General features: G+C 33.6%; 20 protein-coding genes. 19 read left to right on the top strand and 1 reads right to left on the bottom strand.

Annotated elements, in window-relative coordinates; all coding sequences use genetic code 11:
- The first annotated feature begins 155 nt into the window (after positions 1–155).
- From FOT98_RS06985 to bcbE, 17 genes are all read left to right on the top strand, one after another.
- The gene (locus FOT98_RS06985) at positions 156–2459 is read left to right on the top strand and encodes a glycoside hydrolase (RefSeq protein ID WP_063261827.1); all 2304 of its coding nucleotides are present in this window, start codon (positions 156–158) and stop codon (positions 2457–2459) included.
- Between the two features lie 283 nt (positions 2460–2742).
- On the top strand, positions 2743–3744 hold the full coding sequence (locus FOT98_RS06980) for an LCP family protein (RefSeq protein WP_063261828.1): 1002 nt from the start codon (positions 2743–2745) through the stop codon (positions 3742–3744).
- Between the two features lie 164 nt (positions 3745–3908).
- The gene (locus FOT98_RS06970; protein WP_063261829.1) at positions 3909–5156 is read left to right on the top strand and encodes a hypothetical protein; all 1248 of its coding nucleotides are present in this window, start codon (positions 3909–3911) and stop codon (positions 5154–5156) included.
- 13 nt (positions 5157–5169) lie between these two features.
- A complete protein-coding gene (locus FOT98_RS06965) occupies positions 5170–5859 on the top strand; it encodes a response regulator transcription factor (RefSeq protein WP_063261830.1) in 690 nt (229 codons plus the stop codon).
- Positions 5856–7217, top strand: a complete 1362-nt coding sequence (locus FOT98_RS06960; RefSeq protein WP_063261831.1) for a sensor histidine kinase — start codon at positions 5856–5858, stop codon at positions 7215–7217. Before FOT98_RS06965 ends, FOT98_RS06960 begins: the two co-directional genes overlap by 4 nt.
- Before the next feature lie 103 nt (positions 7218–7320).
- Positions 7321–8142: a peptidoglycan-N-acetylglucosamine deacetylase gene (locus FOT98_RS06955; RefSeq protein WP_063261832.1), complete on the top strand. Its 822-nt coding sequence runs from the start codon at positions 7321–7323 to the stop codon at positions 8140–8142.
- A gap of 14 nt (positions 8143–8156) precedes the next feature.
- A complete protein-coding gene (locus tag FOT98_RS06950) occupies positions 8157–8813 on the top strand; it encodes a YkyA family protein (RefSeq protein ID WP_063261833.1) in 657 nt (218 codons plus the stop codon).
- Between the two features lie 159 nt (positions 8814–8972).
- Positions 8973–9653, top strand: coding sequence for an MgtC/SapB family protein (locus FOT98_RS06945; protein WP_000119503.1), 681 nt, complete (start codon positions 8973–8975; stop codon positions 9651–9653).
- A 94-nt stretch (positions 9654–9747) separates the two neighbouring features.
- Positions 9748–10272 (top strand): GNAT family N-acetyltransferase, encoded by a 525-nt coding sequence (locus FOT98_RS06940; protein ID WP_063261834.1) that lies wholly within the window; start codon positions 9748–9750, stop codon positions 10270–10272.
- Between the two features lie 298 nt (positions 10273–10570).
- Positions 10571–12379: an IucA/IucC family protein gene (locus FOT98_RS06935; RefSeq protein ID WP_063261835.1), complete on the top strand. Its 1809-nt coding sequence runs from the start codon at positions 10571–10573 to the stop codon at positions 12377–12379.
- A gap of 59 nt (positions 12380–12438) precedes the next feature.
- On the top strand, positions 12439–14277 hold the full coding sequence (locus FOT98_RS06930; RefSeq protein WP_063261856.1) for an IucA/IucC family protein: 1839 nt from the start codon (positions 12439–12441) through the stop codon (positions 14275–14277).
- A complete protein-coding gene (gene asbC / locus FOT98_RS06925; RefSeq protein WP_063261836.1) occupies positions 14264–15502 on the top strand; it encodes a 3,4-dihydroxybenzoic acid-AMP ligase AsbC in 1239 nt (412 codons plus the stop codon). Before FOT98_RS06930 ends, asbC begins: the two co-directional genes overlap by 14 nt.
- The gene (gene asbD / locus FOT98_RS06920) at positions 15499–15753 is read left to right on the top strand and encodes a petrobactin biosynthesis protein AsbD (RefSeq protein ID WP_061680434.1); all 255 of its coding nucleotides are present in this window, start codon (positions 15499–15501) and stop codon (positions 15751–15753) included. The genes asbC and asbD overlap by 4 nt, the downstream gene beginning before the upstream one ends.
- A 44-nt stretch (positions 15754–15797) precedes the next feature.
- A complete protein-coding gene (gene asbE, locus FOT98_RS06915) occupies positions 15798–16793 on the top strand; it encodes a petrobactin biosynthesis protein AsbE (RefSeq protein WP_063261837.1) in 996 nt (331 codons plus the stop codon).
- A gap of 25 nt (positions 16794–16818) precedes the next feature.
- Positions 16819–17661, top strand: a complete 843-nt coding sequence (locus FOT98_RS06910) for a sugar phosphate isomerase/epimerase family protein (RefSeq protein ID WP_063261838.1) — start codon at positions 16819–16821, stop codon at positions 17659–17661.
- A gap of 126 nt (positions 17662–17787) precedes the next feature.
- Positions 17788–17994, top strand: coding sequence for an alpha/beta-type small acid-soluble spore protein (locus FOT98_RS06905; protein ID WP_000113545.1), 207 nt, complete (start codon positions 17788–17790; stop codon positions 17992–17994).
- Between the two features lie 237 nt (positions 17995–18231).
- Positions 18232–19461: a bacillibactin exporter BcbE gene (gene bcbE / locus FOT98_RS06900; protein WP_063261839.1), complete on the top strand. Its 1230-nt coding sequence runs from the start codon at positions 18232–18234 to the stop codon at positions 19459–19461.
- A gap of 53 nt (positions 19462–19514) precedes the next feature.
- On the opposite strand, the gene FOT98_RS06895 is transcribed toward bcbE, so the two are convergent.
- Positions 19515–20129: a LysE/ArgO family amino acid transporter gene (locus tag FOT98_RS06895; RefSeq protein WP_063261840.1), complete on the bottom strand. Its 615-nt coding sequence runs from the start codon at positions 20127–20129 to the stop codon at positions 19515–19517.
- Between the two features lie 118 nt (positions 20130–20247).
- Between FOT98_RS06895 and FOT98_RS06890 the strand changes: the two genes are divergently transcribed.
- Together FOT98_RS06890 and FOT98_RS06885 are read left to right on the top strand one after the other, a co-directional pair.
- Positions 20248–21690: an aminotransferase-like domain-containing protein gene (locus tag FOT98_RS06890; protein ID WP_088029626.1), complete on the top strand. Its 1443-nt coding sequence runs from the start codon at positions 20248–20250 to the stop codon at positions 21688–21690.
- A 12-nt stretch (positions 21691–21702) separates the two neighbouring features.
- The gene (locus tag FOT98_RS06885) at positions 21703–21870 is read left to right on the top strand and encodes a DUF3933 family protein (protein WP_063261842.1); all 168 of its coding nucleotides are present in this window, start codon (positions 21703–21705) and stop codon (positions 21868–21870) included.
- The last annotated feature ends 105 nt before the right edge of the window (positions 21871–21975 follow it).

Genomic DNA, 21975 nt, shown 5'->3' with positions numbered 1-21975 from the left:
GTGAGGATTGTATTACATATACTTTAAACAAATTATAGTTGTCCATACACACTTATTTTTAATACTCAAAATAGAGCTAGCGTTATGCTAGTTCTATTTTTTTGCCATATTCCTGTAACAAAGCCCCTGTATATTCAGTGGTGGAGGTGCAGAAGATGAAAAAAATGATAGCGATATGTCTTCTTACAACTATGTCATTTTCGACTTTAGTTGGGTGTGATGTAAAAGGTAACAATGCTGTACAAGAGTCTAAAATAAAGAAAGCGACGTATAAAGAATTTACTTACGATGTAAATCCAGAGACTTTTACGTTAACTGTAGAACATGATGGTGTAAAGGAACAGGCGTCGCAGCCGTTACCGAAAATGAAGGTGTCGAATGTGAAAAAAGATAAGGGGCGCACATCATGGGAATATCCAGATCAAAAAGTAAAAGTGAATGTAGAAAAGAAAAATGATCACTTAAATATTGAAGTGGAATCGACTGGTGCAGAAAGCTTTACATGGCCGAAAGTACAAGCTGAAAATTATACACTTCCGTTATGGGAAGGAAAGCAAATTCCGAGTAATGATGAAAATTGGAAGAAGTTTTTAAAGGATGATGCATATTCATTTGCTGAATCATTTTCTATGAAGTTTTTTGCTTTAAATGGTTCGAAATATTCCATTGTATATATTGCAAACAATTTGTTTAATAATGAATTGAAATTTCATTCGGATCCGAAAATAGGATTTGATTTTATACATGAATTCCCGAGCATAAATAAAAATAAAACATATGGATTTCAATTATATGTGACAAATAATGATGCAGTGAGTATTGCTAAACTGTATAAGGATAATATTGCTGGAAAAGGTGAATTTAAAACATTACAAGAAAAGGCTAGAAAAAATAAAGAGATTGAAAAACTTTATGGTGCGGCTCATTTTTATTTTTGGAATCAAAATGGTTTGTCTGACAGTAACGTAAATTGGCAAAAGATAAGAGAACAAATAAATAGTCCTGTGTTTAGCCATATAAAAGAGCTTATTCAAAAGAATAGTTCGGAGCCTGGAGAATTGAATGTATTTGAGCAAGTAAGTAAACAAGATTTCATTGATCAGTACCAAAAAAATGTTATTTTGCGTTATGTAAATGAAGTATTATCAATGAAGGAATTGTATAAAGAGGATATTTTCCCAAAAGTTGATCAGAAGGCTAGTGAGTTATTAAACAAAGGTGTAGATCATTTATCGAAGATGGAGTTATATAACTTAAATAAGCATGTATTAAAGTCGGCGCTCGGCGATGCGATTGAAGAAGTAAGTAAATGGGGTAAGGCAGATGGAACGGATATTATAAAGGAAATGAAAGCAGCAGGAATAGACAATGCGTGGATTGGGTTACCGAACTGGGAACAAGGGTATATGCAGCCTGATTTCGTGACAGAAGCTAAGAAAATGGGATATTTAGTTGGTCCGTATGATTCGTACCATTCTATTCACGAAAAGGCTGATAAAAATTGGAATACAGCTTCTTTTCATGATCCATCGTTATATGAAGAGGCAACTGTGACAAAGAAAAATGGAGAAAAAGTGCAAGGGTTTTTAGGTAGAGGGCGAAAATTAAATCCAACTTTATCTCTTCCTAGTGTAAAAGAGCGAATGAACGATATATTACAAAATGGACCTAAATATAATTCATGGTTTATTGATTGTGATGCAACAGGTGAAATTTATGATGACTATTCGGCCAAACATATAACAACACAAGAACAAGATTTAAAAGCAAGGTTACAACGAATGGATTATATTGCGCAAGAAAAAGGTATGGTAGTTGGTTCAGAAGGTGGAAATGACTTTGCAAGTAGCACGATTGCATTTGCTCACGGCATTGAAACGCCGGTTATTAAATGGGACGATGAAGATATGAGGAAAAATAAAACTAGTCCGTATTATGTGGGCGGATATTGGTCACCGAATCAAAATGTTCCAGAAAAATATGCAAAACAAGTACCGTTAAAAGAAGAATATAAACAAGTATATTTAAATCCAGTATATTCGGTACCGTTATATAAATTAGTATACAACGATTCTGTAATTACAACGCATCACTGGGAATGGGGAAGTTTGAAAGTAAAAGATGAGGTAGGAAACCGTATGTTATATGAGTTATTGTATAATGTTCCTCCGTTATACCATTTAGATGAAGTAGAGTGGAATAAGCATAAACAAGAAATTACGCAGCATCTGAAAGTTTGGAATGAAGTTCATGAAAAGGCAGTAAAAGAAGAAATGACGAACTTTGCGTATTTGTCAGAAGATAAATTAGTTCAATCTGCTTCTTATGGAAAAGATATTAAAGTTATTGTGAATTTCTCAAATGAAGAGATAGAAATAGATAAGGCGAAACTAAAAGCAAAATCCGCTGTTATTTATAATCATGGGAAGAAAACAATGTATACACCGCTTGAGGGATAATATGAAATGTATTGTTACATTACTAATTTTTCAGGTGAAAATTGAAGGATTCGAAACGAATAAATTTATAAATCTGTAATTTATGATGTTAAGGAATGTTAAATTTTTGAAGTTGAAAAATAGTGACTTGCCAAAAATAAGCACGAGAGTATAATGTGAAATGGAATACATATTGGATTCATCATGTAACCTTACAAAAATGTAAGGTGTTTGAAAGGAAATTCAATATGAAGATTGCTAGACATACATTATACTAGGGAAAGAGAAAGAGAGGCGAATGAAGATGAGCTCTGAATTAGAACAAAATACGAGAAGCAATAAAAAACGTTCTAAAAGAAAGTCAATAAAATGGTTCATTTTAATTCCATTTTTCCTACTTATTTTTGGAGGAGTAGGATATGGATCATTAATATATAATAAAGCAAAAGCTGTTGTAAGTGATGCGTATGCACAAATTGATAAATCATCAAAACGTGATAAAGAAGTTGAGCCTTTAAAGGATAACATTTCAATTTTAATCATGGGTGTAGATGGTAGTGAAATGCGAAAAAGTCAATATGGTGAAGCTGTTCGCACAGATGCACTTTTATTAGCAACAATTAATAAAGATGATAAATCAGTTAAATTAGTAAGTATTCCGCGTGATTCACGTGTATATATTCCATCTAGAAAGAAATTAGATAAAATTACACACGCACACGTATTTGGTGGTGTTGAAAGTACACGAGATACAGTGGAAAGATTTTTAAATGTTCCTGTTGATTATTATGTGAAGTTTAACTTTGAATCATTCGTACAAATTGTCGATTCGCTTGGTGGTATTGATATTGATGTACCTGTTACTTTCACAGAGCAAGATAGTAAAGACCAAGCGGGTATGATTCATTTAGAGAAAGGTTACCAACATTTAAATGGGGAACAAGCACTTGCACTTGCAAGAACACGTAAAATTGACAGTGATGCAATGCGTGGCCAAAGACAACAACTTGTAATAGAAGCAATTGCAAAAAAAGCAATGTCTGTCCAATCTATTAGCAAAATGGGCTCTTTACTTGATGCGGTTGATAAAAATATGAAAACGAACTTAACTTTCGATGATATGCTTGCGATTACAAAAAATATGGCAGGGTCTAATTTGGAAATGGAAAAAATGCAAGTAGAAGGTACGGATAAACGTATCGGAGGTATTTATTATTACATTCCAAATGAAAAAAATGTGAAAGATATTTCGAAAAAATTAAATGATCATTTAGGTGTAACACCAAAACCAGTTCGAAACGAATAATAAAAAAAGATTGGCTTTTGCCAATCTTTTTTTATCGGAATGGATTTGTAACTTTTCTGTAACGATTTTTTATTTTAGAAAAATTATACTCATATGTATGAGAATATTGGAGAAGCAAAAAGTAAAGAAAAATAATGAAAATCTGTAATAAGGAAAGATATTATATGCAGAAATGGATAGGCATTATGGGAATCATTTTTATGTTGACTGGATGTAAAATGTCTGAAGCTCCAACAAGTTTAATGGGTGCTCCTGCCAATGAAAAATGGATTAATGAACTAAAAGAGCAAATAGATAAAGATTTGCCTGTAAATTATCGATTGCTTACTCCAATGTCTAATAAAGATAAACAGATGATTTGGTCAATGGATTTTAAACAAGATAATAAGAAAGAAGCCATCTTATTTTATAAATTACCGAATGAAGATCATAGCGTATATTTAGCCGTATATGAAGAAGCCGGAAATGGGTGGAAAGTAAAGTCCACGAATAAATTTGATGGTGGAGATGTAGATATCGTTGAAGTCGGTGATTTTACAGGAAACGGGAAGCGGGAGTTACTAATCGGAATTTCTGCAAGTCGTGAATCGTTAGAACACGTTATGTATGTTTTTTCAGAAGAAAATGAAGATATGAAGGAAATATATAATCGAAGTTATACGAAGTTATTCATAGAGGATTTAAATAAAAATGGATTGAAAGATATAAGCCTTGTTACGTATGAAAAGGATGAGAAATTGACAGTTGAGTTCATGGAACAATTTAAAACTTTATCTGAAGCATCATTCGATCCATATATAAATAGCATCCAAAGAATACAAATGGGCCGTATTTCTAGATCACTAAAGGCGGTTGTAATTGATGCAGGTGTTGGTGCTCATTCAGGGATAACATATGTAGCAAAATTTGATAAGGGTCATTATGAGCCACTACCTATAGATGGAAAAGAAGATTTATTCAATGATTATGTAGTCGAAAGCAAAGATATAAATGAAGACGGCATTATTGAATTTGTTCGTACAGTGCGTCCGAAAGGTTGGGAAGAGGCATCATACGGAGAGAGTACGATGTTTGAACGTTATATTCAGTGGAGCGAAGATGGAATTAAATCGATAGAAGAAAGATATGTAAATATAGAGAAAGGTTATTTTGTCAAAATCCCGCAAGCATTAATTGGAAAAATAACTGTTCCAGTCCAGCAAGAAGCATCAGATGTTCAAAAGTTTATAGATACAACGACAAATGAACTATGGCTAGAAGTCCATATATTTAAGCGGAAAGAATGGTTCAAAATAAAAGGATACGAGGCAGCAGTGAAAACGGCTTCTCACGTATACGCCGTACCGAAACAACCACATTTTGAAAAAGTGAAAGCATATGTAAAGCCGCTAGCGGATTATCAACAAGAGTAGGGAGGTGGAAATTATGCCAACAATTTTAGTTTTAGAAGATGAAATGCCTATTCGTAGTTTTATCGTCTTAAATTTGAAGCGTGCTGGATTCTATGTATTAGAAGCTAGTACGGGAGAAGAGGCGTTACAGATTTTATGTAAACATACTGTTGATGTAGCATTGCTTGATGTAATGTTACCAGGAATGGATGGTTTTCAAGTTTGTAAAGCGATCCGAGAAGAAAATAAAAAAATCGGTATTATTCTGTTAACCGCACGTGTACAAGATGAAGATAAGGTACAAGGATTAGGAATTGGTGCAGATGATTATATCGCAAAGCCGTTTAGTCCAGTGGAATTAACTGCACGTATACAATCGTTATTAAGAAGAATAGAAGTACATGATGAAAAAGCAAATACAATCATATCTGGCCCGTTTTCGTTACATGTTATAGAAGAAAGATTATATAAAAGTGGACAATTAGTTGATTTAACCCCTACAGAGTATATGATATTACAGTATTTAATGAATCAGGCTTCAAAGCCAGTTTCACGTGATGAAATTTTAAATATGATTTGGGGAACGAATTATGTAGGTGAGACGAAAGTAGTAGATGTAAATATGAGGCGGTTACGTCAAAAGATAGAATGTAATCCATCAGAACCTGAATTTATTCTTACTGTGTGGGGAAAAGGATATGTGTGGAAGGAAAGTATAAGATGAAAAGAAAAGTGACTTTATATTTTATGACGGTCATTATACTTATGCTTGTATTATTTGAAGTCGTATTTTCAGTCTCCATTTATCGATATTATTATAATGGTATTGTGCAATATATAGAATCTCATGCGAAGACAAGTACACGATTTTTCTCTGAATACAATTCACTATACTTTATTCGTTTGCAAGAATACAGCGGCGATATAATTGAGAGCTTTCAGTTAGAAGGAACTGAATTACAATTAATTGATCGACATGGTACGATTATACAGTCGTCAAGTGGACAAAAGGTAGAAGGGAAAGTAGTTATTCCGTATTCGTTACTAGAAGGAGAAATGTACCATCAAGTGACTACTACGAAAGAAAATGTGAAACAATTAGAAGTTATTAGTCCACTTATTCATCAAGGACAAACAATCGGTGTTTTGAAATATACGACTGTTTTAACGAATGTAAATGCAAAGATTATCGAAATCATTATGTTTACTATTTCTGTAGGTATTGTTATTTCAGGAATTGTATTCTTAATCAGTAGACGATTAGCGAATTCGTTTGTTAAACCAATCGAATCTATTATTCATGCTTCTTCACAAATTGCAGAAGGTACATTAAAGAAGAAAATTAAAGAGGATTACCCTGGTGAATTAGGTGAATTGGCACATAGTTTAAATCATATGTCTAATAAAATAGAAAAAGCAGAACAGATGAAAAATGAATTCATTGCTTCGATTTCTCATGAAATACGAACGCCTTTAACTGGAATTAAAGGTTGGAGTGAGACGTTAAAAACGGTAGAACATTTAACGGAAGAAGAGATAAAGCAAGGTATGGGAATTATATCAGGTGAGACAGACCGATTAATTCATTTAGTAGAAGAATTACTAGATTTTTCAAGATTACAATCAAATCATTTCAATTTATATAAACAAAAGGTGCAAATATACGATATACTAGAGGAGACGATTTGGCAATTAACTCCTAACGCTGAAGAGAAACAAATTCAATTTATGAATACGATAGAAAGAATTGAATTGATGGGAGATCGAAATAGGCTAAAGCAAATTTTCTTGAATATTGTTCAAAATGCTATTAAATATTCACATGAAAAAGGTACAATACACATTGAAGCGACTAAAAATGAAGGACAAGCAGTAATCAAGGTGAAAGACGAAGGGATTGGAATTGCTAAAGAGCATTTACCATATATAGAACAGTCATTTTACCAGATTAATAACCATGCTACAGGTGCTGGTCTTGGTTTAGCTATCGTAAAAAAAATGGTAGAGCTTCATGGAGGTACACTTAGTTTTATAAGTAAAGAGGGAATAGGAACAACCATTTTGATAAAACTCCCATTATAATACATATATATAGATCTGTTTATATAGTGTAATAATATAAATAGATGTATAATTATATTGGGTGATTTATATATAAGATTAATAGGGAGAGGAATTAGATAGAATGGAAAAAGCTTTAAAAATTAAACGAGTAGTAGTCGTTTTAATAGCGATTGCAGCAGTAGCTATTGGGTATTTTATGTTTCAATCCATTACTTCACCAGCAAAGGCTGTTGCAAAACAAGAAAATGTAGTACAGCTTGCAAGTGAACAACCGAAAGTAGAAATGAATAAAACGGCACCAAGTCGTTTTAATGGGAAAGAAAGAAAAGTTGCTTATCTTACATTTGATGATGGCCCAGGGAAATATACGGCTGAATTGTTAAATATGTTAAAACAGCATGATGCGAAGGCGACGTTCTTTTTAATTGGAGCGAATGTAAAAGAATTTCCGGATTTAGTGAAACGTGAAGATGCAGAAGGTCATTATGTAGGTATGCATAGTATGACACATAATTTTGCAAAGTTATATAAAAATGGCGAGTATGTAAATGAAATGAAAGAAGATCAAAGCTTAATTGCAAATATTATTGGAAAATCACCTAAATTAACACGTCCGCCATACGGTTCGATGCCTGGATTAAATGAAGGTCTTCGAAACAAAGTGGTAGAGGGCGGTTTTAAAGTATGGGATTGGACAATTGATTCATTAGATTGGAAATATAACAAAGTACAAGTTGATGCAGCGGCAGCACAAATTGCTCAAAACGTAATAACACATGCAACAAAAACACAGGAAGTTATTTTAATGCATGACATTCACCCACAATCAGTTGCTGCTGTGCCAGCAATTTTAAAAGGGTTAAAAGAAAAGGGTTATGAGTTTGAAGCTTATCATGAAGAGAGTCACTTCCCAGTGAATTTCTGGCATGATAACCGTATGTAATGGAGGAATGAACGTTGAAGTATGGAAAAGTAGCAGTAGTTGGAGCACTATCAGTAGGACTATTAACAGGTTGTTTCGGTGAAAAACCAGAAGAAAATCTTTATACAGCTTTTGAAACAGCAGCAACACAAGAAAAATCATTAGTTGATGAAGCGAAGAAGTTAGAGAAGTTAGAGAAGGAAGGTCAAGAGCTATATTCTCAAATTTTACAAGAAGGTAAAGATCATAATGACGCTGTTATGAAGAAGATAGAGCAAGCTACTGCAAATGTAGATGACCGTGAAAAAGTATTAAAAACTGAGAAAGAAATGCTAGAAAAAGCTCAGAAAGAAACGAAATCTGTGCAAGGAAATATAGAAAAGCTTGAAGATAAGAAGTTACAAAAACAAGCGAAAGCAGTAGAAGAGTCGTATAAAAACCGTTATGATGCATTCCAAAAGATGAATGAGAATTATACGAAGGCGTTAGCGACTGAAAAAGAACTGTATGAAAAATTAAAAGTAAAAGAAACGAAATTAAAAGAGATTGGTGAAAAAGTTAAAGCTGTCAATGAATCAACTGTGGAAGCACAAAAGTCAAAAGAGCAATTTAACAATTATACAAAAGAGTATAATGACAGTAAATTAGCATTCTACAAAGATGCAGAGATTAAGATTAAAGATCAGAAATAAAGAAGAACCTTACGCATAATAAAAAGCCGGAGAAACATCGTTACAAATGTTTTTTCGGCTTTTTACGTTAAATGAATAGAAAAGGCTGGAATTGATATCATAAAAGAGTTATAGTGAATTATTCCAAGGGAAACATTGTAAAGTAAGGAGAATGGAAATATGTCATATGAATTTTTACTCAAATTAGGTTTAGCACTCTTTTTAGGATTATTCATCGGGATAGATAGGCAGCTAAAGAATAAACCGCTTGGTGTGAAAACAAGTATGGTTATTTCTGTAGCAAGTTGTTTAATTACGATGGTTTCAATTGAAGCCGTACATGTATATTCTGTTCCAGGGCACACAAATATGGATCCAATGCGTCTAGCTGCTCAAATTGTGAGTGGTATTGGTTTTCTTGGAGCGGGTGTTATTTTACGAAGAAGTAATGACGTTATTTCCGGATTAACGACAGCTTCTATGGTGTGGGCTGCTTCAGCTTTAGGTATAGCAATTGGGGCGGGATTTTATTTACAAGCGACGGTTGCTATGATTTTAATTATTTTAGCAATTAACGTACTTCCGCAACTTGTGAAAATCGCAGGTCCGTATTCATTAAGACAAAAGGATTTATCTATAAAAATTACTGTAAAAGAGCATCATGAGTTAGATGGTATATTTAAGCAAATCAAAAATTTAGGTATGCATGTGAAACGAGTGAAAATTAAAGATATAGATAGTGGAGCATTTCAGCAACTTGAGATGGTTATTTTAGCTCCAGAAGACTTGTATACGACGGAGTTATATAGTTCCCTAAAAGAGATTGATCGAGTAGTTTCAGTTGAAGTGGAAAGTAGATAATAGTGATAAAAAAGAGTGAAGTGAAAATTCACTCTTTTTTAATTTGGATTTTTAAGGAAAGAAATTGATATAATGGTGAATAAAAAGGGGAGAAATGATGGAAATACATATTAGAAGAGCGATAAAAGATGATATACCAGGTATAGCAAAAGTACATGCTGATAGCTGGAAAACAACGTATAAAGGGATATTTCCCGACGAAATTTTAAAAAATATAACATATGAGCAACGGGAAAAACAATGGGAAAATATTTTTCAACGAGAAGATAAATACCAATATAGATTTGTAGCAGAAACGTTAAATGGAGAAATAGTTGGATTCATCGATGGAGGAGCAGAAAGAACTGGTACATATAATTGTGATGGAGAATTATATGCGATTTACCTTTTACAAGAGTATCAAGGAATGAAAATAGGACAAAAGTTATTTCAAGCTTTACTATCGGAATGTATAAACAATGATATGCAATCACTTTTAGTATGGGTTGTCACGAATAATCCTTCTAAAAAGTTTTATGAAAAATTTAATCCAGAAAAAATTGACACGAAATTTTTAGAGAAACTAAATATAGAAGAAACAGCGTATTGTTGGAGAAATATAAATAATATTATTATGTAAACTTATTGTTTGAAAGAGGTATACCAATTAAGGTATACCTCTTTTGTTTAACTATTTTGAAGGGGATTACTAATGAAAAAAGTAAGTATGTAGTTTGAAATTGAGTATTTTTTTCGTGTATTTTTAACTAGATTAAAGAAAATAGAGAAAACAAGAAAAATTAAATTAGATAAAAAAATTCTGAAATATACTATTGAATTGAATATCATTATCAATTAGAATCATAATTGATAACGATATTCAATTGTTGTTTATTATATAAAATTTCGATAGCTTTAATATAAAGAGGAGGACCAATATGCAGCATGCGAAACAAATCGCAGAACATGCAACATTACAAAGTTTTTTAAACTGTTATTTAAGGGAAACAGGGAGTGGAGAATGGATTACAGAGGATGAAAAAATGAAAAGTATCTTCAGTAATACGTTGAATAGAGATATAGTCCCCACATATTTATATTGTCGGCTATCGGCACAGAACGTTACTTTGTATGGAGAAGTTATATATAAATCAGCAACAGATCGCCATTTGTTTGGAGAACAATTTTATTATCAAATGGGAGAAAATAAGAATGTTATAAAAGCAGATTACGTTACTGTTATTACGTTTTTAATAAAAGAAATGTCTATGAATTATGGGGATGGTACAAATCCCGCTGAACTTATGGTCCGTGTCATTCAAAGTTGTCAAAATATTGAAGTTTTTTTAAAGGGACGGATAGAAGAAACATCAAAATTATATGGTTTCCATACATCCTTTATAGAGGCGGAGCAATCATTATTATTTGGACATTTAACTCATCCAACCCCAAAGAGTAGACAAGGTATTTTGGAATGGAAAAGCGCAATGTATTCTCCAGAATTAAAAGGAGAATGTCAGCTTCATTATTTTAGGGCACATAAAAGTATAGTAAAGGAAAAATCATTATTATTTGATTCTACAACAGTAATTCTAAAAGAAGAGTTATGTAATGATGAGATGGTGAGTCAGGAATTTATATCGAAATATTGTAAGGAAGATGAATATTCATTACTTCCAATTCATCCGCTTCAGGCAGAATGGCTATTACACCAATCTTACGTACAGGATTGGATAGATCAAGGAGTACTTGAGTATATCGGTCCGGCCGGTAAGTATTATATGGCAACATCATCACTTAGGACGCTATATCATCCCTACTCAAAATACATGCTTAAGTTTTCATTTCCAGTAAAAGTAACAAATTCAATGCGCATTAACAAATTGAAGGAACTAGAAAGTGGTCTGGAAGGAAAGGAAATGCTAAATACAGCGATTGGTGAAGTGTTAGAAAAGTTTCCGGGTTTTGATTTTATTTGTGATCCAGCATTTATTACATTAAATTACGGAGCAGAAGAATCTGGATTTGAAGTAATAATACGAGAAAATCCTTTTTATAGAGAACATGCAAATGACGCTACATTAATTGCTGGACTAGTTCAAGACGCTATACCTGGAGAACGTACTCGTTTATCGAATATTATTCATCAACTAGCAGATGTAGAAAGTAGAAGCTGCGAAGAAGTAAGTTTAGAGTGGTTTAGACGATATATGAATATTTCTTTAAAGCCGATGGTATGGATGTACTTACAGTATGGCGTTGCATTAGAAGCTCATCAGCAAAATAGTGTTGTTCAGCTAAAGGACGGTTATCCGGTCAAATATTATTTCCGTGATAATCAAGGTTTTTATTTCTGCAATTCAATGAAAGAAGTGCTTAATAAGGAGTTAACTGGTATTGGAGAACGTACTGGAAATCTATATGACGATTATATTGTAGATGAAAGATTTCGTTACTATTTAATTTTCAATCATATGTTTGGCCTCATTAACGGTTTTGGCACAGCAGGATTAATTAAGGAGGAAATTCTTCTCTCTGAATTAAGATCTGTACTTGAATCGTTCCTTCCTTATAACCGTGAACCTTCTACCTTTTTAAGAGAATTGTTGGAAGAGGATAAGTTGGCATGTAAAGCAAATTTATTAACGAGATTTTTTGATGTCGATGAGTTAAGTAATCCATTAGAACAAGCAATTTACGTACAGGTACAGAATCCGCTCGTTAGAGAAGTGGCTGTTCGTTCATAAATAGCGTTAAAATTTCACGTAATACAAATAATGGTATTTCTCGTAAGATGGAGGGGGTAATAACGGTGGACATGTATCATACGAAAATTTTGAAGGCGCTCCAATCAGAAGATTACATTTCAGTGCGAAAAAGGGTGTTACGTCAATTAGTAGAGTCGTTAATTTATGAGGGGATCATTACGCCAGTTCGCATTGAAAACGAAGAACAAATTCTTTTTCTTATACAAGGACTTGATGAAGACAACAAAAGTGTCACGTATAAATGTTACGGAAGAGAACGAATGACATTTGGACGTATCTCTATAGAGTCATTAATTGTAAGAGTTCAAGAGGAACAACAAGAAATACAATCAGTCTCACAATTTTTGGAAGAAGTTTTTCGAGTTGTTAACGTGGAACAAACGAAATTAGATTCTTTCATTCATGAATTAGAGCAAACGATACTTAAAGATACGATTGCACAATATGAAAGACATAATAAGGTGGAATATACTCAAAAATCGTACGATGACTTTGAAGGCCATTTAATAGACGGTCATCCATATCATCCTAGCTATAAAGCACGCATTGGATTTCAATATCGTGACAATTTTCAATATGGATATGAATTTATGAGGCCAATAAAACTCATATGGATTGCAGCGCATAAGAAATATGCGGCTGTAGGTTATGAAAATGAAGTGATATACGGTGATACTTTAAAAGAAGAAATTGGTGAGCAAAAAATAGAAGAATATATGAAGAATATTCGAAGTTTAGGATGTAACCCGGAACAGTATGTATTCATTCCAGTGCATCCGTGGCAGTGGGAAAACTTTATTATTCCGAATTATGCTGATCATATACAGGGTAAAAATATTATTTATTTAGGAAAATCAGCCGATGATTATTGTGCGCAACAATCAATGAGGACGTTAAGAAATGTTACGCATCCAAAGAGACCATATGTAAAGTTATCGCTGAACATACTTAACACTTCAACACTCCGTACGCTGAAACCATATTCAGTTGTGAGTGCATCAGCTATATCGAATTGGTTAAGTGATATCGTAAGTCGGGATTCTTATTTAACGGATGAATCACGCGTCATTTTGTTAAAAGAATTTTCGAGTGTAACGTATGATACGAATAAGAAAGCCACATATGGTTCATTAGGATGCATTTGGCGTGAGAGTGTTCATCTTCATTTAGATGAGCAAGAGGATGCGGTTCCTTTTAACGGCTTATATGCAAAAGAGAAAGACGGTACACCAGTTATTGATACGTGGTTAAACAAATATGGGATAGAAAATTGGCTACGATTACTGATTCAAAAAGCGATCATTCCAGTTATACATCTTGTTGTAGAGCATGGGCTGGCATTAGAATCACACGGACAAAATATGGTTTTAGTTCATAAAGAAGGGCTACCTGTCCGTATTGCATTAAAGGATTTCCATGAAGGACTTGAGTATTATCGTCCATTCTTAAAAGAAGTTGCTAAATGTCCGGACTTTACTAAAATGCATAAAACGTATGCGAATGGAAAAATGAATGATTTCTTTGAAATGGATCGTATTGAATGTTTACAAGAGATGGTATTAGATGCACTGTTCTTATTTAATGTAGGAGAATTAGCTTTCGTATTTGCGGATGAATATGATTGGAAAGAAGAAAATTTTTGGATGATAGTGGTCGAAGCAATTGAAAATCATTTTAGAAAATATCCACACTTGAAAGAGAGATTTGAAAGTATTCAGCTATACACTCCTACATTTTATGCTGAGCAATTAACGAAGCGTCGATTATATATGGATGTGGAATCGCTTGTTCATGAAGTTCCAAATCCATTGTATAGAGCAAGACAACTTAACAAACAAAAATCAGTTGTTACAGGGGGAAATTATGCTAATCGTTAATAAAGAAGAGTATAGCAAAAGTGATTTTGATTTGAGATTACAAGTTTATGAGGAAATGGAGCAATTTCAAGAAGCAGCAGGAAATAGATTTGCGCTTTGTTTGAAAGATCCATTCGATATTATTACGCTTGTGTTTTTCTTAAAAGAAAAGAAAGCCTCAGTATTACTTATACATGAAGATACGCCAAAAGAAACGGCTATTGAAATGGCGAAGCGTGCAAATTGTATCGGGGTTTTATGTGGAGAATATAGCGATTTTACAAAATTAGAAGTAGTGAACGCTTTACTAGAAGAGCCTTCTTTATTGCAATATAGTTCTGGAACTACGGGAGAACCGAAACTGATTCGTAGAGCATGGACGGAAGTTGATACAGAAATTACTGCTTATAATGAAGCTTTAAACTGTGAAGTAGATGAAGTGCCGATTGTTATGGCTCCTGTGTCACATTCATACGGATTAATATGTGGTACGTTATCTGCAATTACGCGGGGAAGCAAACCTATCATCATTACGAATAAAAACCCTAAATTCGCATTAAATATAGTTCGCAATACAGAAAAACATATCATATATGCAGTACCATTTATGTTACATATTATGGGGAGTTTCCCGCAAGGAACGTTTCAGTTTCATAAAATTATGACATCTGGAGCACCTTTGCCAGAAGCATTATTTTATAAACTAAAAGAAACGACAACATATATGATGCAGCAATATGGTTGTTCTGAAGCAGGTTGTATTAGTATATGTCATGATATGAAAAGCCATTTAGATTTAGGAAATCCACTACCTCATGCGAGTATAAGCATAGGTTCAGATGAAAATATGCCTGAAGAAATCGTAGTGAAAATGAACGATAAGGAAATTTTCACGAAAGATTTGGGCTATAAATCTGAGTGCGGCCTTCATTTTATGGGGCGTATGGATGATGTAATTAACGTTTCAGGATTAAAAGTCTTTCCTATAGAGGTAGAAGAAACAATACTTCGACTAGAAGGTGTTCAAGAGGCAATTGTATATCGAGGGAAACATCCTGTTATGGGAGAAATTGTTAAATCAAAAGTGATCTCTCAAATTGATCCCGTGCAAATAAGAGAATGGTGTATGAAGCATTTACCAGCTTATAAAGTTCCGCATGAGATTGAAAGTGTAACTGAAATTCCGAAAAATAAAACTGGAAAAGTAAGTAGAAAGTTACTAGAGATGGGAGAGGTTACAACATGAGACGTGAAATATTAAAAAATGAAGTGTTGAAAATTATGATAGAAAAAATGGAACTAAAAAATGTAACGCATTTAGAAGAAACGATGCGTTTGAACCAAGATTTATATATAGATTCGGTAATGATGTTACAGCTTATAGTATACATAGAAATGGATGTAAAGCTATGCGTTCCAGAGGATGAGGTAGACCCAAAAGCGTTTCTTACTGTAGGATCTTTACTTGATTTTATGGAGGAGCTACAACCGGTATAAGAAGTAAATGTAAATAATTAGCCTTTAGGAAAGTGGATGAGAATATGACTTCAATTAAAGTGCACTGTTTAGTGAGTTGTTTTTGTGAAATTATAAAAAGGCGTAGCGATATAGATTTTCGTCCCTTTTATTTTGGATTATGGGACGGAGATTTTGATATAACAGAAGGTGGTATTATTTCGTATCACTCCGAAAATATTAACCACGATAATTATTTATTATGGTATGAAAAATTGTATGGCGTAAAAGTGAACGAATGGTATGATCATGCAAAAGATAAGGATAGCAATGTAGAAACGTTTTTACAATTAGTAGAAAACAAGCCAGAAAATCGCTATGTCATTGTAATGGTTGATATGTCTCTATTACCTGAGAGGGAAAATAAATTCCATCAAAAACCGTTTCCGCATTATTTAATGATATCGAAGACAGAGAAAGAAGAAGAATGGTTCATGCTAGATCCTGATTTTCGCTGGGAAGGGAATATGGAAAGAGAAAAAGTACTTCACTCTGTTCGAGATAACCCATTTGGCGGAGGGTATTTCATTGATATAGAAGAAATTCAGGAGCCAACAGAAGAAATGGTAGCGAGTTATTTCATAGAAACTTTCAAAAGAAACGATAATGAATTGACTATGGAGCTGAAAAATTTAATTATAAAAATGGCAAATGAAGAAGAAGGGTATTCGCTTTCTAGTCTTGTAGCGGCAGTCAAACAAATACCAGTACTTGCAATTCGTAAATATAGTTATGAACATGCCTTTGCGTACTTCCGTGAAACGTTGCAATATTCGGAGCAAGAGTTTGAATATTGGTGTGATCGGGTAGAAGATATTGTACAAGGATTTACAAATGTACAGTATCGTGCAATTAAAATGGCAATGACGAATAATAAAGGTATGTTATTAGCAATTGTTGAAAAGTTGGATGAAATGAATGCAATTGAACTGCAAATAAAGGTTGAATTAGAGAGACAGTTTTTATTATGGAAAGAAATGAAAATAAACGAGTCTGTCTTAGCATTTAAAAAACCTAACTGAATTTAAGATAAGGAGGTTCGAACCTATGAAATATTCATTATGTACTATTTCCTTTCGTCATCAATTAATTTCATTTACTGATATTGTTCAATTTGCATATGACAACGGTTTTGAAGGAATTGAATTGTGGGGGACTCATGCACGAAATTTGTATATGCAAGAGTATGAAACGACAGAACGAGAATTGAATTGTTTAAAGAATAAAAACTTGGAAATTACAATGATAAGTGATTACTTAGACATATCATTATCGGCAGATTTTGAAAAAACGATAGAAAAATGTGAACAACTTGCAATACTAGCTGATTGGTTTAAAACGAACAAAATTCGTACGTTTGCTGGACAAAAAGGTAGCGGAGATTTCTCAGAGCAGGAGAGAAAAGAATATGTGAATCGTATTCGCATCATTTGTGAAGTATTTGCTCAGCATAATATGTATGTACTTTTAGAAACACATCCAAATACGTTAACGGATACGTTGCCTTCTACTTTGGAATTATTAGGAGAAGTAGATCATCCGAATCTGAAAATAAACCTGGATTTTCTTCATATATGGGAGTCGGGAGCAAATCCAATAGACAGCTTCCATCGACTAAAGCCGTGGATACAACATTACCATTTTAAGAATATATCGTCAGCAGATTATTTACATGTGTTTGAACCTAATAATGTATATGCAGCAGCGGGAAGTCGAATTGGTATGGTTCCATTATTTGAAGGTGTCGTAAATTATGATGAGATTATTCAGGAAGTGAGAGATACTGACCACTTCGCTTCACTCGAATGGTTTGGGCATAATGCGAAAGATATATTAAAAGAAGAAATGAAAGTATTAATAAATAGAAATTTAGAAGTAGTAACTTCTTAATATAAAATGATGTAAGAGTCTCTCATTGTAGAGACTCTTTTTTTAAAAATATAAATAACCAAAAATTACCATGTATTTAAATTAAAATTTAACACAATTTATATATAAATAAGGAGGTGATTGGTAATGGCTAGAAATCGTAATTCTAATCAATTAGCATCACATGGAGCACAAGCAGCTTTAGATCAAATGAAATATGAAATTGCACAAGAGTTTGGTGTACAACTTGGAGCTGACACTTCTTCACGTGCAAACGGTTCTGTAGGCGGTGAAATTACAAAACGTCTAGTAGCGATGGCAGAACAACAACTTGGTGGCGGATATACTCGCTAATTGTAGAAGGTTATAGGAGAAAGGAAGGATTCTTCCTTTCTTTTTTTTTCAATTAATTGGTATGGATATATTGCGAACTGGATTCAAAGAATAGAAATAATACTATATTTTCCCCAATTTCTTTTGTTGTGAATGGGAAGTAGTAAAGATGTAATAGCCCTGGTGGAATGAAAAATTACGTTCCAGCAGGGCTATTATATGGTAAGAAATATACGATGAAAGGGTTCCGAAGCCAACATGTTAAAAAAAGAAAACTGTTGTTTAATTGCGCTTGCATCAGTTCCACTTGTTATGACATTAGGGAATTCAATGCTCATTCCAATCCTACCGACTATCGAAAAGAAGTTACATATTTCATCATTTCAAGTATCCATGATTATTACAATTTACTCTATTGTAGCCATTTTACTTATACCGATTGCTGGTTATTTATCAGATAGATGGGGACGAAAGATGGTAATGGTTCCGAGTTTGCTGATTGCGGCTATAGGAGGAGCGATAACTGGTTGGGTATCTTGGAAAGTTGATAATCCCTACACTTGGATATTGATTGGTAGAGCGATTCAAGGTATTGGTGCTGCTGGTGCAATGCCAGTTGTTATACCGTGTGTTGGTGATTTATACAAAGATGAAAAACAAGTTAGTACAGGTTTAGGAATCATTGAAACATCCAATACATTTGGAAAAGTGCTGAGCCCTATTTTAGGATCTGCTCTTGCTGCCATTGTATGGTTCTTACCATTTTGGGCGATTCCGGTTTTATGTGTAGTAGCAATTGTTTTATTACTTGTTCTAGTAAAGGCAAAGAAACAAGAAGGAGAAGTACCACCACTTAAAGAGTTTATAAAATCTATTCTCTCTACGTTTCGAGAAAAGGGAAGATGGTTGATTGCCATTTTTGTATTAGGTGCAATTATTATGCTTATTTTATTCGGAATTCTCTTTTATTTGTCGACTATACTGGAATCAAAGTATGACATTCATGGTATATGGAAAGGGTGTGTACTCGCTATCCCGTTACTTGTACTCTCACTTAGTTCATATATGGCCGGTAAAAAAATTGGAGATAATCAAAATGTGATGAAGAAGTGTATTTATATTGGATTTTTAATGGCTTCTGCTTCAGTCATTATTCCTTTATTTATAAAAGGAATCTATTTACTAATTCTTTGTCTCGTTGTTATGGGAATCGGAATTGGTATGGCACTCCCATGTTTAGATGCTTTAATTACACAAGGGATTGAAAAGGAGCAAAGGGGGACAGTTACGTCATTTTATAGTTCCATGCGATTTATCGGTGTAGCAGCTGGACCACCTCTATACTCTTTTTTCATGAAAGGTGCTGACCATGAAGTGTTTTATTTAACCAGTATATTCGCTGGTATTGGTGCTGTTATAGCGATCATTTGGATTAAACCAGCAAAAGATGCAAAGAACGTAAAACCGGAACCGGAACCTACTTCATAATTTGTAAGAGAATTGCACGATGTTTTATAGATCATGCAATTCTCTTTCGTTCATTAAGAATAAATCACTTGTGTTAACATATAAAGTGCGACACCCCATATGATGAGACCCGAAAACTTATTTAATAATACGATTGTCTTTCCAGTTGAGTCTATTCTTTTTAGAAATTTCCCCGCTAAAGCTAAGCATATAAACCAAACCCAAGAAACGATAATAGTTGCCAGTGTGAAAGCCCATTTCTCACTTCCTATGTAGTGAATAGAATTTGTTCCAATTACACCGATTGTATCTAAAATTGCATGTGGATTTAATAATGAAACCGATGCAGCGAAAAGGATTTGCTTTTTTAATGGCATGTTGTTTTCTTGTTTTATATCGTTGGAAGGGTTACTTTTCCAAATAACAAAGCCCATATATAGGAGAAAGAAAAATCCAATTATATATAACGTGTTAGTTAGCCAAGAAAAAGTAAGGAGTACAAGGGAGACACCCTGCACTGCAATTAATATGAGTAACGTATCACATATAGAGGCAGTTAATACTACAGGAGCTGCTCTCCAAATGTTTGGTTGGCTCGCACCTTGGTTAAAGACGAAAATATTTTGGACACCTAATGGAATGATAAGACCAAATGCAAGAATGATACCATGAATAATTGCTTCACTCATCATATTACCTCCTATTTAAATTTATTATGATAGTGTATATTGTATAGAAGAAATGAAAATTTGTATCCATCCATATGGTTGGGGAGGTTACCAACCAAAAAGAATATAAGGTGATATGATGGAAAGATTCGTTTGGAAACCGAATATATCTATAGCGACACCGCTGTATAAACAAATAGAAACGTATATAAAAGAAAGAATCGTTAATGGAGAATGGACTGTTGGAACGAAATTACCTTCACAAAGAGATTTGGCACATACATTTGGTGTGAACCGGAGTACAATTGTAATGGCTTTTGATGAGCTAGTGGCAAAGGGATACATTGAAGGGAATGGCAGGAAAGGAACAATTGTTGTAAATAATAATGTGAACACCTTAGCTTACGCCCCGCCACCTAATTGGCAGTCTTACGTAGAAACAGGACTTCATTATCCGAACCTTCCTGCTATTCAAGAGATTAATCAAGCTGAATTTTATCCGCATGTAATTCGTTTAGGAACAGGTGAGCTCGCGCCAAGTCTTTTACCTGAAAAAAAGATGAAAGATATTATGAATAAGCTTTTAAAGTCGAGCATGGTACTTGGGTATGAAGAACCGAAAGGGAATTTCTATTTAAGGAAGAAAATTGCAGACTATTTAAAAGGACATGGTGTATATGTAACTCCTGATTCTATATTAATTGTTTCAGGAGCAATTCAAGCTTTGCAACTTATTTCTATGGGGCTTCTTCCAAAAGGGGCATCTATTTTATTAGAAAAACCATCTTATTTATATTCTCTTAATGTTTTTCAATCAGCAGGAATGCGCTTAATTGGTATACCAATGGATGAGAATGGTTTACATACATCATATATTACGAAATATAAGAAGCAATTTAATGCATCTATTTTATATACAATCCCGTCTTTTCATAATCCGACGAACTTTAGTATGAACGAAAAGAAACGAATAGAGGTTATGGAAGTATGTAACGAAATTGGATTGCCTATTATAGAGGACGCGGTGTATCAAGACTTATGGTTTGATGAACCTGTTTCAAAGCCTTTAAAAGCATATGATAAAAATGGGATTGTACTACATATTGGGAGTATGTCTAAAGTCATTAGTCCAGGATTAAGAATTGGATGGATTGTTGGATCAGAGCCAGTCATTCAAAGATTGGCAGATATAAAAATGCAAACAGATTATGGTTCAAGTTCTATATCCCAACAAATTGCAGCGGAATGGTTTGCAGATGGATCGTATGATGAACATTTACAGTTTGTAAGAACTAAGTTGAAAAAGCGCAGAGATTTTATGATACAAATGTTAGAGAAATATTATCGTGATATAGCAACTTGGTATGAACCGTCAGGTGGTTTTTACATTTGGTTACATATGAATGTACCCGTTTCGAACCGTAGCTTATTTGACAAAGCATTGAAAGAAAAGATTTTATTAAATCCAGGTACTCTGTATGATAGAAGTGCAAACCAATTTTTGCGTCTATCCTATTCATACGCAACGTTAGAAGAAATTGAAATAGGTATAAAAAAACTTGCACAATTAATGAAAAAGTAAGAGGAGAAAGTAATGAAACAATATATAATTTGCCAAATTATTAATGGAGAAAAATATTTAGCTGCTTATGCAGAAACGATGCAGGATGCAATTGAAAAAGCAGAATTGTTAGGATTGCGAACAGGAAATCGATACACTGTTATTACTGCGGAGGAAGCGGAAGGGTTAACGTATCCTTAAACAACGTATAATAATTATGTAGGAAGTAAATAAGCCTAGTAATATATGATATTACTAGGCTTATTTTTTTTGAAAGTGTTACGTGTTCTCATATGAAAATAATAG

The organism is Bacillus sp. HY001, assembly GCF_007558965.1.
Taxonomy (GTDB): Bacteria; Bacillota; Bacilli; order Bacillales; family Bacillaceae_G; genus Bacillus_A; species Bacillus_A mobilis.
This window is presented reverse-complemented; position numbering and strand designations above follow the sequence as displayed.